Source organism: Streptomyces verrucosisporus (genome assembly GCF_017114865.1).
GTDB lineage: Bacteria > Actinomycetota > Actinomycetes > Streptomycetales > Streptomycetaceae > Streptomyces > Streptomyces fenghuangensis.
In genome coordinates this window covers 152948-166153 of the sequence record NZ_JADEYH010000004.1, presented here as the reverse complement: position 1 = coordinate 166153, position 13206 = coordinate 152948, and the positions used below count along the sequence as shown (strand labels likewise).

At 71.6% G+C, this 13206-nt stretch carries 10 protein-coding genes and 1 pseudogene; 4 read left to right on the top strand and 7 right to left on the bottom strand.

Features of this window, described 5'->3' with window-relative positions:
• Nucleotides 1–29 precede the first annotated feature (29 nt).
• From IQ279_RS07965 to IQ279_RS07945, 5 genes are all read right to left on the bottom strand, one after another.
• Nucleotides 30–1502 carry an AMP-binding protein gene (locus IQ279_RS07965; RefSeq protein WP_206347632.1) on the bottom strand — a complete coding sequence of 491 codons (1473 nt, stop codon included), beginning with the start codon at nt 1500–1502 and terminating at the stop codon, nt 30–32.
• Between the two features lie 85 nt (nt 1503–1587).
• Nucleotides 1588–3711: an aminodeoxychorismate synthase component I gene (gene pabB / locus IQ279_RS07960; protein WP_206347631.1), complete on the bottom strand. Its 2124-nt coding sequence runs from the start codon at nt 3709–3711 to the stop codon at nt 1588–1590.
• A gap of 58 nt (nt 3712–3769) precedes the next feature.
• Nucleotides 3770–5149 (bottom strand): 3-deoxy-7-phosphoheptulonate synthase class II, encoded by a 1380-nt coding sequence (locus tag IQ279_RS07955; RefSeq protein WP_206347630.1) that lies wholly within the window; start codon nt 5147–5149, stop codon nt 3770–3772.
• Between the two features lie 51 nt (nt 5150–5200).
• On the bottom strand, nt 5201–6577 hold the full coding sequence (locus IQ279_RS07950; protein ID WP_206347629.1) for an aldehyde dehydrogenase family protein: 1377 nt from the start codon (nt 6575–6577) through the stop codon (nt 5201–5203).
• Entirely contained in the window at nt 6577–7662 is a 1086-nt protein-coding gene (locus IQ279_RS07945) for an AMP-binding protein (RefSeq protein WP_206347628.1), read from the bottom strand. Before IQ279_RS07945 ends, IQ279_RS07950 begins: the two co-directional genes overlap by 1 nt.
• Nucleotides 7663–8110: 448 nt before the next feature.
• On the opposite strand from IQ279_RS07945, the gene IQ279_RS07940 reads away from it, so the two are divergent.
• The 3 genes from IQ279_RS07940 (at nt 8111) to IQ279_RS07930 (ending at nt 10367) form a co-directional block, all read left to right on the top strand.
• Nucleotides 8111–8590, top strand: coding sequence for a carboxymuconolactone decarboxylase family protein (locus tag IQ279_RS07940; protein ID WP_206347627.1), 480 nt, complete (start codon nt 8111–8113; stop codon nt 8588–8590).
• A gap of 116 nt (nt 8591–8706) precedes the next feature.
• A complete protein-coding gene (locus IQ279_RS07935) occupies nt 8707–9228 on the top strand; it encodes a hypothetical protein (RefSeq protein WP_307792264.1) in 522 nt (173 codons plus the stop codon).
• Nucleotides 9225–10367 (top strand): FAD-dependent monooxygenase, encoded by a 1143-nt coding sequence (locus IQ279_RS07930; RefSeq protein WP_206347625.1) that lies wholly within the window; start codon nt 9225–9227, stop codon nt 10365–10367. The genes IQ279_RS07935 and IQ279_RS07930 overlap by 4 nt, the downstream gene beginning before the upstream one ends.
• 92 nt (nt 10368–10459) lie before the next feature.
• Here IQ279_RS07930 and IQ279_RS07925 read toward each other — a convergent pair whose 3' ends face one another.
• Entirely contained in the window at nt 10460–11455 is a 996-nt protein-coding gene (locus IQ279_RS07925; protein WP_307792263.1) for a ParB/RepB/Spo0J family partition protein, read from the bottom strand.
• Nucleotides 11456–12022: 567 nt separating this feature from the next.
• Here IQ279_RS07925 and IQ279_RS07920 point away from each other — a divergent pair.
• Nucleotides 12023–12595 (top strand): MarR family winged helix-turn-helix transcriptional regulator, encoded by a 573-nt coding sequence (locus IQ279_RS07920; protein ID WP_206347724.1) that lies wholly within the window; start codon nt 12023–12025, stop codon nt 12593–12595.
• Between the two features lie 126 nt (nt 12596–12721).
• On the opposite strand, the pseudogene IQ279_RS27850 reads toward IQ279_RS07920, so the two are convergent.
• Nucleotides 12722–13174: pseudogene (locus tag IQ279_RS27850) on the bottom strand (DsbA family oxidoreductase); the annotation flags it as partial.
• Nucleotides 13175–13206: the final 32 nt, after the last annotated feature.

Sequence of the window (13206 nt, the reverse complement as noted above, 5' to 3'; positions counted from 1 at the left end):
TTTCTGCGCGGCGGATCGGAGGTCGGCCGTCACCAGGAACCCTGGCGCACGAGGAAGCGCCGGAGCTTGCCGGTGTCGGTACGTGGCAGTGCCGGGACGAACTTCACGCTGCGCGGCACTTTGTAGGGGGCCAGATGGTTGCGGGCCAGGGCGAGGATCTCCTTCTCCAGGAGGTCCGGGTCCGTGACGGCCTGCCCGGGGACGGCGAAGGCGCGCAGTTTGGTGGCGCCTCGCTCGTCGCCGACGGCGGCCACCACGATGTCGCGGACGGCCGGGTGGCGGGCGATGACCCGCTCGATCTCGACGGGGGAGACGGTGATGCCGCCGACCATCTCCAGGTCGTCGGTGCGGCCGAGGTGCACCAGCGTGCCGTCGGGGTTGCGTACGGCGCGGTCGCGCGTGTTCAGCCAGCCGTCGACGAGGATCCTGGCGGTCTCCTCGGGCAGTCCGAGGTACCCGGGCGTGACCGTCGGACCGCGCACCCACAGCTCACCGGGTTCACCGTCGGGCAGGACGCGGCCGGATGAGGCGCGGACCTCTGCGGCGAAGCCCGGCACCGGGCGCCCGATGGTGCCCGGGACGTGGAAGGAGACGCCGTTGGTGGCGATGGCGTGCCCCGCTTCGGTGGAGCCGAGCTGGTCGAACAGCGGAGCTCCGAGGAAGGCGGTGGCCCGTTCGCCGAGATCGGCACTCAGCCGTTCGCCGGCGGTGACGGCGGCCCGGACGCTGCGGAAGTCCTCCGGGCCCGTCTCGGCCAGCAGGTTGGCGTACGCGGACGGCACCGCGTACAGGTACGTGACCCGGTGGCGCGCCACGAGCTCGGCGATCCGCCCCGGACGCGGCGGGCCGGGCGACAGGACGGCGGAGCACCCGGAGTACAGGGGGAACGCCAGCGAGTTGCCCAGGCCGTATGCGAAGAACAGCTTGGACACCGACAGGCAGATGTCGTCGGGGCCGACACCGAGGACCTGGGCGCCTGCCCCGGTGTAGTAGGTCTCCAGGTCCCCCTGGCGGTGGATCACCCCCTTGGGACGTCCGGTGGTTCCGGAGGTGTACTGGATGTAGAGCGGGTGGTCGGCGCCCACCTGCGCTGCGGCGGCGGGGGCCTGCCGCTCCGCCAGTTCCAGCAGCCGTTCGCCCGTGAGGTGGGCGATGTCGGGGAAGTGCCCGGCGATCGCCTCGTCGGACACGGCCAGGGTGGCCCGGCTGTCCTCGGTGAGGTAGCGGTGGTTGTCCTCGGTCAGGTTCGGATTGAGCAGCACGGCGGTGGCGCCGAGCCGGGCGGCCGCGAGGAAGCAGACGACCCAGGCGACGGTGTCGGGCAGGGCGACCACGACCCGGCGGCCGGTGGCGACGCCGTGCTCGGCCAGCACGGACGCGGCGCGGGCGGCGAGATCGTGGACCCGCCCGTGGGTGACGGTCCGGTCCTGCTCGTGGTAGGCGGGCCGGTCCGCCCATCCTCTTGCGGCGGCTGTGGCCGCTAGGGCTTCGGCCATGTTCATGTGGACTTGCGCTCCTGTCGGTTCACGGGCCGTAGGGGCGGGCCGGAACTCGCCCCTGGGAGGAGTGACCACCCGGGCCGGGCGGTCACACGGTGGCGGTTTCCTGGGCGCGGTAGGCCCGCAGCGGGGCGGACGCCTTGAGAACCATCTCGTCGAACTCGTCGTCCGCGTCGGAGTCGAGGACGATCGCACCGCCGGCGCCGATCCGCCACCGGTCGCCGATCCTGACGGCGGTCCGGATGACGATGTTGAGGTCCGCCGTTCCGTTGGTGGAGAGCAGGCCGATCGACCCGGAGTACACACCGCGGGCCTCGGTCTCCAGCTCGTCGATGATCTCCATCGTGCGCAGTTTGGGGGCGCCGGTCATCGAACCGCCGGGGAAGCAGGCCCGGACGGCGTCGATGGCGTCGGTGCCCGGGCGCAGCTTGCCGCGTATGGTGGACACCAGCTGGTGGACCGTGGCGTAGGTCTCGGTGGCCATCAGCCGTGGTACGTGGACGCTGCCGACCTCGCACACCCGCCCCAGGTCGTTGCGGAGAAGATCGACGATCATCAGGTTCTCCGCGCGGGTCTTGGGGCTGGAGGCCAGCGAGGCGCGCAGCCTCTCGTCCTCCGCCGGGTCGGCGCCGCGAGGGACCGTGCCCTTGATGGGCTTGGTCTCCACCACACCGGAGCGGTCGATGGTGAGGAACCGCTCGGGTGAGGAACTGGCGATCTCCACGTCGTCGCCCAGGCGGAGGTACGCCCCGTAGGGTGCGGGGTTGACGCGCCGCAGCATCCGGTAGTAGCCGTAGCCGTCGCCGTCGGCCGGCAGCCAGGCCGAAGTGGTCAGGCACACCTCGTAGCTCTCCCCGGACCGCAGTTTCCGGTCGATCTCCGCGATCCGCGCCCGGTACTCCTGGCGGTCGTGGGTCAGCCAGGGCTCGGCGGAGGTGCCGCTCGTCTCGGCGGGCGGCTCGGGCGGGGACAGTGACAGGAGCCGGGCGGCGGTGGCCTCCATCCAGCGCCGGGCCTCCGTCTCGGCGGCGGGACCGCCGTCGCTGAGGGCCAGCAGGTAGGTGATGTCCTCCTGGTGGTCCACGACGACGACCCGGTCGGCGAAGACCCAGACGGCGTCGGGGACGGGCGAGGCGTGCTTGTTCACCGCGCCGAGATCGCCCTTGAGCTCGTAACCGAAGTAGCCGACGTAGCCCCCCGTGAAGTCGAACGGCACGTCGGTGAGGTCGGTGCGGCGGCGGTGCAGCTGCCTTTGGAGGTAGTCGAAGACCGTGCCCGGGACGCGCACGGGCGCCTCTCCGGTACGTGTGACCTCCACCCCGCCGCCCCCGGCCCGGTACCGGACGACCTCGGCCAGGGGACCCGCGGCGTCGCCGAGGAAGGAGAAACGGGATCGGCCCGGTTCGACGTGCGCGCTGTCCAGCCAGAAGGCGGGGGCCGACGACCGGGCGTACAGATGGGTGAAGACGGTCTCGGTGTCGACGGCCGTCTCCAGGGTGCGCAGGTGGACGCGGAGGCCGGCGGCGGGCTCACCGGGGGTGACGGGGAACTCGGCGGCGGGCTCGGCGGCGGGCTCGGTCCTGGCTGCCGGGGCGGCGGAGACGGTGACCGTCGGCCTCTGCCGGGTCCTGCGGTGCGCGAGGGCGAAGTCGCGCAGGTTGGCCATCATCAGGCGGCCGTGCTCGGTGCAGACGGACTCGGGGTGGAACTGCACCCCCCAGACGGGCCGTTCGCGGTGGCGCAGCCCCATGATGACGCCGTCCTCCGCCCACGCTGTGGCGACAAGGGTGTCAGGCAGTGGCTCGGCGACGTGGAGGGAGTGGTAGCGCACCGCTGTGAAGTCCTGCGGTAACCCCTCGAAGATGCCCTGGCCGTCGTGTTTGACACTGGTGAGGAAGCCGTGCCGGGGTTCGGGAGCGGGCACGATCCGGGCGCCCTCGGCCTGGCCGATGCCCTGGTGCCCCAGACAGACCCCGAGGACGGGGACGTCGGCAGTCCTCAGGATGCGGGCGGAGATCCCGAAGTCGCGGGAGCGGCCGGGGTGGCCGGGCCCGGGGGATATCGTGACGCAGTCGAAGGCGGAGGGGTCGATGTCGGCGGCGTCGGGCGAGTCGTTGGTGACGACGGTCGGTTCGACGCCGTTCACCTCCGCGATGAGCTGGTAGAGGTTGTAGGTGTACGAGTCGTAGTTGTCGATCAGAAGAGTTCTCATTACACGGCTTTCTGAAGAGTTATGGGACTCGGCCGGCAATGGAGCGAGTGGGGGCGGGTCACCCCCGGGCGATGAGTTCGGCGACCTTCTGGGCGGTCAGCAGTGCCTGGCTGTCGTTCAGGCGGGGGTCGCACAGGGTCCGGTAGGCGCGGGCGAGGCTTTCCTCCGTGGTGGGGCCTCCGGTTCCCAGGCACTCGGTGACGTGGTCGCCGGCGATCTCCAGGTGGACGCCGCCCGGCCACTGCCCGGCGTCGGCCATCACCTCGAAGAAAGCGGTGATCTCGGCGAGGATGTCGCTCATCCGCCGGGTCTTCAGGCCGCTCGAGGCCGTGAAGGTGTTGCCGTGCATGGGATCGCAGACCCACAGCACGTCGTGACCGGCGGCGCGTACGGCACGGGAGAGCACCGGCAGGCGCTCCCGGATCAGGCCGGCGCCGAAGCGGGTGATGAGGGTGAGCCGACCGGGCCTGCGGTGTGGGTCCAGCCGTCCGCAGAGCCCGGTGAGTTCCTCGGGAGTGATGCCCGGGCCCACCTTGCAGGCCACCGGGTTGGCTGTCTGCGCCAGGAAGGCGACATGTGCTCCGTCCAGGCGCCGGGTGCGGTCGCCGATCCAGGGCAGATGGGTGGAGAGCAGATAGTGCTCTCCGGTGTGCGGGTCGCGCCGCACCAGCGTCTGCTCGTAGTCCAGCACCAGCGCCTCGTGGCTGGTCCACAGGCCCGTCCGGCGCCAGGAGCCGTCCACCTTGACGGTGCGGCCGTAGTCCCTGATCACCGAGCGGAGCGTGCCGTCGTACGGGCGGGTGGGGACGGCGTGCGGTGCGGCTTCCTCCCAGGTGTGGGGAAGGAGCCCGGACACCGTCTCGTGCGCGATGAGGTGGAGTTCGTTGATGACCGCGCGTGCGGTGCGGTAGGCGGTCAGCATCCGGTGCGGGTCGGGGGTCCGGGCGTCGGGGTGCGGCGCGGCTTCGTTGACCATGTCTCCGCGGTAGACCGGCAGGACACGGCCGCCGACGGTCTCCCGCGGCATGGATCGCGGTTTGGCGTGCTGTCCGGCGATGCGCCCCACGGTGAGGGTGGGCAGATCGGCGCGGGCGCTGATGGTCTCGGCCATCCGACCGATGATCCGGTGCTTGCCGCGGACCGCTGCGAGCCCGGCCGCCCCCGTGGGCTCGGCGCAGTCTCCCGCCTGGAGCAGGAAGGCCCGCCCCGCTCCGGCGTGGGCGAGGGCTGATCCGAGCCGGCGGACATCGGCGGGCGCGGTCAGAGGGGGCTGGAGGGCAAGCTGGTCCTGGACGTTCTCCGCCAGGGCGGGATCGGGCCATGCCGGCTGCTGGTCGGCCGGCAGGTTGCGCCAGTCCGTGATGAGTGGGCTGCGGATGTCCGGGCCGGGACCGGACGCGGTGGGGCTGACTTGACGCGAAGATGCGGTGAGGGCCACTGTTCCTCTCTCCGTCGGAGCGGGGGCCGACTGCGGGGCCGTCAGTGGATATCAGCTCTCTGCCTCGGCAGTGACCAGTCCCTTGGGCTCGAGCAGGAACTGGGCGAGGCTGCCGTCGTGCGGTGTTTCGGGAAGGCCGGCCCAGGGCTTGACCCGGCCGGTGACCACCTTGCGGACCGACGGCTCGCGCAGGACCCGCGGTGCCAGGGAGGCGTGCTCGTCGGGCAGGCTGACGACCAGGGATTCGCGCAGCGGGCCGGTGCCGTCGTCCTGGTTCCACGGGGCCACCACGACGAAGGGGAAACCGAGTTCGGTGCCCGCCGGAGAGGCGTCGGGCCTGTTCACGGACACGACCACGGGCCGCAGGACGGCGGTGCCGTCGCCGGGGTCGGCGACCGGCGATCCGCCGTAGCGAGCGCTGCTGTGGTCGACCGCTTCGGCGGTCAGCTCGGCCAGGTACTCGGCCATGGCCTCCGCGTTGCCGCGGCTGGTGGCCGGCAGCGTGGCGCGCTCGTCCAGGACGGGCAGCACCGGCAGGGCCGCCAGCCGTTCGGCGAGTGCCTCGGCGAGGGGCTCGGCGGGGCCGCTGGTGAGGACCAGGGAGATGTTGTTGCAGCGCACTCCGCCGTCGTCGGCGATCCACCGGACCAGGTCGTCGAGGAGGCCGTCGTCCTGTGCGGCGCCTGATCCGACGAGGGCTTTGCTCCGGCCGGGGCCGCGGACCAGGACGTCACCCCGGCCGGCGTAGCGGGCCGCGGCGGCCGGGCCGCCGTAGACCAGGCCCAGGTCCGTCTGGGCCAGTAGGTGCTCGCCCATGTCGTGCCCGCCGGGCAGGAACGCCGCCTTGTCCGGGTCCAGTCCCGCGGCCAGCAGGGCGGCCAGGAGCCGGCGGGGGGTGAAGGGGTCCTTGCTCCCCGGCCGGACGAGCACGCTCATGCCCATGGACAGGGAGCGGACCCAGGTGACGTTGGGCTCGGGGTGGTTGTTGGGGACGACCGCGGCCAGCAACGAACCACGGGGCACCCAGTGAGTGCTGTAGCCGGGTACCTCGAAGGGGGCGGGCAGCTCGGCCCGGTTGAGCCGCTCGACCATGCCCAGGGAGTTGCCGATGCCGTCGATGGCGCGGGTGATGGCCCCGGCAGGGGTGCCGGTCGCCATGACGACCCGGCGCCGGTACTCCTGGGGGGTCTCGCCCTCCAGTTCCGCGGTGGCGAACAGCTTTCCGGCGGTGGCGAACAGTTCCGGCGGCGGTACAGAGCCGTCCGCCGAGGCCCGGACGCGGTTGAGGGCCGCCTGGGCGAGCAGCTGCGGGGCCAGCCCGATCGTGGCCAGCGGTGCGCCGTCGAGGGCGGCCAGTTCGGCGCGGTCGCGGCTCTCGGTGCCGCGACCGCCGATGACGGGGCCGATGAAGGGCTGCCGGTCCGGCATCAGTAGACCCCCTCGACGACCTTGGGAGCATCCGCGCTGCGCAGAGGTGCGATGTCGGCGAGGCCGTCGACGTCGTCCCCGGTGGCCGGCCGGACGCGGATGGCGGTGTCGCGCTCCAGCAGGTTCGGCAGGAAGAGGTCCCGGCTCATCTGATGGACGAGCACCTGGCCCCGTTCTCCGTAGGCGACCGGTTCGCCCGTCTGCGGGTCCAGGAGTTCGACGATCGACTGCGGGACGTAGGGCCGGAAGACGCAGGGGTGGGCGTCGCCCTCCTCCCGCGGGCGCTGCGGGGCGACGCCCATCATGGTGTTGCCGTATATCGCGGCCACCGTGGCGTCGGGGAAGAAGGTCTCCTCGATCTGGTGCAGCGTCTCGAGGCTGATGCTGGTGCCGGCCCACAGGATGCCCTTGAGCGAGCGAGCCAGGCGCTCGTACAGGCCGGAGCGTGCGCACACCGCCTCCAGCACCGGCGGGGTGATGAAAAGGACCGTGATGTTCTGGGTGCTGACGATGAGTTCCATCTGGTCGAGCAGGTACTCGCGGTACTCGGCGGCCAGGTCCGTGCGGCCGGAGCCGATCAGCCGCTTCACCCAGCGGGGGTCGAAGTCGAGTGTGAAGCACATGCCGTCGCGCAGCTGGGCCAGGCGGCGCACGCTGCGGCCGACGGCGTGGGGACCGGTCGGGCCGACATGCAGCCAGTGCCCGCGCTCGGGGAAGCCGTGCTCCGCGAGAACGGTGCTGACCCAGTCGATGTTCCTTACGCGGGCGGTGCTGTCGACCACTCGCTTGGGGGCGCCGACGGTGCCGCCGGATTCGAATACCTCGAAACTCCGGCCCTTCAGACCTGCGGGAACCAGGTCCTCGACGGGGACCGTGCGCAGATCGTCGCTGACGTCCGGGAAGCGGCGCAGGTCGGAGATATCGGTTATGTCGGTGAGCGGGTCGAAGTCCAGGGTCCTGGCCCTCGCCAGCCAGAAGGGGGAGCCGGTCGCGGGATCGAAGTGCCAGCGCAGGATGTCACGCAAGTACTCGGTGGGCTTCGGCGGTTCGCCGCCCTGCGCTGGGACGTTTGTCAGCTCGGTCATATCCGTCCAAACCGTTCGTCGGTCAGCCTCTGGAGCGTGCCGGAGACCGGCTTCCGGGGGTGGGACTCCCCGGAAGCCGGTTCGGTGGTCCGCCGGTTGTGGTGCGCAGACCCGGCGGGCCGGAATTCGTGGAGCCGGCGGTGGCGCAGTGCCGCACGCAACGGCCTTTGAGCGTGTTGCGAGGACGCGGGAGGCCGCGGTGGGGTCGAGATGCAGACAAGTGCACAAGGGTGCGGAGAGGCCCGGCGCGGGATCGCCGCCCCTCAGCGCGGAATTTAACTTTTCAGTGAGGTATCTGGGCTGTCAAGCGCCACCCGGCGGCCGTGCACACCGCCGTCGCGCAACCGTGCACACCGCCGTCGCACAGCCGTGCGCGACGGGGGGAAGGTGTCCACCCGGCGTGTTGCACACTGGTGCAACTGCCAGTGCCTTTCATAGCGTTCGGTCCATGACCACCAAGATCAGTGAGCGTCTGGACCTCAGCGAACTCTCCTCCGCCGCCTACTCGGCCATGGGCCGCCTGTACGCCACGGCCGACAAGGCGGCCGAGGAAGCCGGAGTGGAGGCCGCCATCCGCTACCTGGTGCAGATCCGCGCTTCCCAGATCAACGGATGTGCCTTCTGCATTGACATGCACACCATCGACGCCCGTAAGGCGGGGGAGACCGAGCAGCGCATCTACGCGCTGAACGCCTGGCGGGAGAGCCCCTTCTTCTCCGAGCGCGAGCGTGCGGCCCTGGAGCTGACCGAGGCCGTGACCCTGGTCCACGACGGCCAGGTGCCGGACGACGTGTACGAGCGCTCCCTGAAGGTCTTCGGCGAGGAGCAGCTGGCCCATCTGATCTGGACCATCGTGACGATCAACAGCTACAACCGGCTCGCGATCGCTCAGCGGCTGGTCCCGGGCAACTACGCGCCCTCGTCGTGACCTTGTCCGGTCCGGCTCCGGGTGCCGTGGCCGCGCAGCCGGCCACGGCACCCGCCCTCCCGGCGCCCGCGGACGGCGTCCCGCCGCGGGGTGTGCCGGCGGAGGAGTTCACCGACGTGTTCACCCGCCGCCTGCTGCGCCTGGACGGGTCGACCACGGAACTGCTGGAGGAGCGCCTGGGCCGCAGGCTCCGGCTGTTCGTCACCGCGCAGAGCACGGCCGCCGCGCCGCCGTCGGCGTCCGGCCGCGTCCCCGGCGGCTCTCGCCGGTTGCACGAGCCGCACGCGGATGAGCCGTACCTGATCCGCCGCAGCGAACTCATCGGCCCGCGCGGGATGGTGGTCTCCCGGAACCTGGTGACCGGGAGGCTGCCCGGCGATCCCCGCCTGGCCGGAGCGGTCACCGGACGCACCGTCCCGCTCGGAGTCTCCGCGGCGGTGCGGTGTGCCGCGCCGCGCCGGGTGCCGCTGGAGATCGCCCTGTGCCCCTGGCCGGGCTCCGCACCCGCCGTTTCCGCCGTACGGCGCGTCTACCTGCTGTCGCTGGCGGACGAGGCGCCGCTGTACGTCGAGGAGCGGTTCAACCCGGCCGTCGTCCCCTCCGTGCGCACCGCCCGTACCCCGCGCCCACCACGGTGACCGACGTCACCGTGGTGGGCGCGGGCCCGGTGGGCCTGAGCGCGGCTCTCGCGGCCAGGGCCCGGGGCATGGAGACCGTCCTGCTGGAAGCCCGCCCGCGCGGGGAGACACGCCCCGGCAGCCGCGCCCTCTTCGTGCACCGGGCGACTCTGGACCGGCTGTCGGGCATCAGCCCGGGGCTGGGGGAGGCCGTCGCGGCGCGAGGGCTGGTGTGGTCCACCAGAAGAACTCTGTGGGGCGGAAAGCAGGTGTACGCCCGCAGCTACGGAGCCTTTGCCTCCCCGCCCTTCACCAGCCTGCCGCAGACCGTGGTCGAGGATCTGCTGCGCGAGGCCTGCGACCGGGCGGGCGTGGTGTCCGTCTGGGGGGATCCGGTGGCCTCGGTGGTGCCGCGCCGTGACCGGGTGCTGGTGCGCACCGGCTCGGGTGCCGCGTACGACGCCGCGTACGTCGTGGGGGCGGACGGGGCCCGGTCGCGGGTCCGTGAACAGGTGGGCGTTGCCCTGGAGGGCACCACCGCGGCGGCCGAGTTCGTCGTCGTGGACGTCGCCGACGGGCCGGAGCCCGCCCCGGCCGAGCGCGTCTTCCACTACCGCCACCCGGCGGCGGGCGGACGCAACGTGCTGCTGGTCCCCTTCCGCGGCGGCTGGCGCGTGGACGTGCAGTGCCGTCCGGGCGATGATGCGCGGCGGATCGCCGGGGAACCGGCCCGGTGGCTGCCCGACGTCCTGCCCCAGGTGCCCGACGCGCGCGTCACCTGGGTGTCGGTCTACCGGTTCCATCAACGGATCGCAGGCAGTCTCGCCGACGCCACCGGGCGCGTGCTGCTGGCCGGTGAGGCGGCCCACCTGCTGCCGCCTTTCGGGGCACGCGGGATGAACTCCGGGATCACCGACGCGGTGGAAGCCGCCCGCGCCGTGCACGAGGGAGACACCGGGGAGTACGCGCGGCGCCGGCGGGATGCCGCGGAACGCAACGTACGGGCCGCGGGCATCGCCCTGGACCACCTGCTGGCCCGGAGCCCGGTGCAGCGGGCGGCGCAGTGGACGGCGGCGGCCGTCGCACCTCTGTGGCCCCGGGCCGGTCGCTGGCTGGACTCCGCCCCGTACGGGCCCCGACTGCGCTCCGTACGCTACTGAGCGGTCACCGGACGACGACACGGAGAGGGCCTGGGCCGGGAGGACCCGAAGCGTCGGGTTTCCACCGCTCCGGGCCCTCCCGGCCCTGCCCGTCAGGACCCCTGTCTCCTCACCTGGTCGGCGAACGACTGCCACGTTCGGGCGCACTCGAGCGCAAGGTCGGCGACGACGCCGGTGCGGTGCGCGGGCACCGCGTCGACCAGGGCGTTCCACTCCTCGGAGGACGTCTGAAGGAGACTGAGCAGGCGCAGCAGCCGGCGTCCCACCTCGCTCTGCCGCAGAGCCGGGTCCCGGCAGAGCCTGTGGTAGAGGGCGACCGGATCCGGTGTGGGCTGTGCGGCTTCGGGCTGTGCGCAGTGGTCCGCGGTGGCCTTGGCCGTCAGACCGGTGCGGGACCGTACGACGACAGGCCCGCCCGGCTCGGTCTCGCACGGTACGGACCGCCGGGGAGCGAGGGCGGGTTTCCGGTGGCGCCTGGGCACGATGTCCTCGCCCCGCTGCATCCGGTCGCGCACGTCCCGGACGGTGCTCGGGGAGAGCCTCGTCCGCCTGGCGATCTGCCGCAGTGACATCTCGGGGAAGGAGGAGAGCAGGCGACTCGCCTCCTTGCGGGCCTGTGCGGTGCTCAGTGGACGCACCCTTCCGTCCCGGCCGACTCGCGCGTCGGCCGGTAGCGGGGCCTTCGGCATGTTGCGCCGCAACGAGCTCACCTTCTGCGCGGACAGCCCCGTCACAGCGGCGATCGCCCGGTCGGACCAGTGCGGATGTGAGGCCAGGATGCGCAGGGCGGCGGCGCAGCGTTCCGCAAGCTTCAGCGGGAGCCCGTGGGCGATGTTGGACTCCACCGCCAGGACGAAGGCGTCATCCTCGCTGCCGTCGAAGAACCGGACTTCGATCTCCGTCCGGCCCCGCAGGACGGCGGCCCGCAGCCGGTGCATGCCGTCGATGACCCGCATGGTGGGGCGGTGCACGATGATGGGCGGAAGAGCCTCCCCCGCCATGGCCAGGACACGTAAGTGCTCGGTGTTCTCGAGAACGGCTCGCGGCGAATCGGCCGTGTGCAGGAAGTCGACGGGTAACACGTGCACCGCGCTGAGGAGCTGTTGGCGCGGGCTTCCGAAATCCCCCAACAATCCGTCCGGTTGTGCGGACTTGGCGGTCATTGTCGGCATCCTCCTTGTGGCCCCATCCCTGCGGCGGGATGATCGCGGTGGGCAGGACTGGGCGTGAGCGGTGGGCGACTGTGCGTCGCGCACAGTCGCCCACCCGGGATCTCCGTCCGGGGCGTCGGCCGGCCTCGCCGGTCGTCGCGCTCCGAAAGAAAGTCGTCACGATGAGCTAGTCAAATCGGTCATTGTGTGTCCGGACGCGCTTGAGGGTTCGCGGGAACAGGTAGCACTCCCTCGGCTCGCCGTCGCTCGTCGGCGGACGGCCGTTCGCGCGCGACCCGCAGGGCGGCAACCCGGCGGGGCGCCGGACGCTTCCCCTTCCGTGCGAACTCATCCGGGAAGCCCGTGCAGGAGGGTGGTCGGTCGCATGGGATCAAGGAGAACATGAATAGCTTTGATAAATAATATTATTGTTCAGGAAATATCGAGCGGGAATCCTGTTTTGTGCAATTACCCCCAATTCGAATAAAAGGGGTGAATGGCACAATGAGCGATACGGCGGGAATCTCGCCGTGCGGGAGGGAGATCATGGTCGGCTCAACGCTCTTGGAATGCCCCGACATGCCGGATCGGCTGGCGCGGCACGTCATCCGCTTGGCCCAGCTGCTGGACGCCGTCACCGCCGACGCCGCCGAAGACGCCGGCCTGACCCGAATCGACGCGGACGTACTGCTGGCTCTGTACGCGGCTCCTGGGCGGCGCCTCAGTCCGACCGGGCTCACGGTCGGCTGCGGACTGTCGTCCGGAGGTACCAGCAACATCGTGCACCGTCTCGCGGCTGCCGGGTACGTCAACCGGGAGGCGAACCTGTGTGACGGGCGAAGCTCCTGGGTCTGTCTGACGGAGGAGGGTGCCCGGACGGCCGGGCTGGTGGCGCAATCGGCGGCGTCCGCACGTGCACGGCTGCTCCGCCGCCTGCCCGAGGGGTGCGCCGAGAGTCTCACGCAACTGGTGGAGCTCGCACTCGACCGCCTCGACGACAATGCCGTTCCGCCGTCCACCGGCCGGCCGGCCAGGCGCGCCCGCCCGCTCGGGAAGGGTACCTGTTCCGGTGGGTGAGGGCCGTCCGCTTCCGGAGCCTCCCAGGAGCCGGTGAAGTTGTTCCGCCGTCGGCACCCCCTCGATGCGCAGGTGCCCGTCGGTGATCGTCGGCGTCAGGACGACCAGGGGCTTCGCCTCCTCCGGAGCCGGCCGATGGCACTCGGCGTACTTCCGCGCCGTCACGGCTGCGCGGAACTCGTCCGGGTCGAGGCCCGCGCGGTTCGCGAGCCACTCCAGTGTCGTGAGGTCGCCTATGTCGGCCCGGTCCTGGAAATGGGCGGAGAAGACCTGGTCGCTGTAGGCCTCCCCGCGTCCGCGGGCGCACGCGTACCGGTATCCGAGCCAGGCCGGCCGGGTGTCCGTCCCCGTCGCCGGCGGCGTTTCGCCGACCGGAACGCCGAGCCTTTCGGCCAGGGGCAGGACGGTGTTCTCCCAAATCCGCTGCGGAAGGGCGGTGTCCTGTATTCCCGCCTGCCGCTCGAAGGGGTGCGACCGGACCCGTACACCTGCTCCCAGGGCCGCCTCGAGGAGCAGTCGGCGCGTCAGGAAGCTGAACGGACAAGAGTAGTTGAACCAGAAATTAATTTCTGAGGTCATCGGGCGTGTCCTTGCCTTCCCCCGTTTTCGCC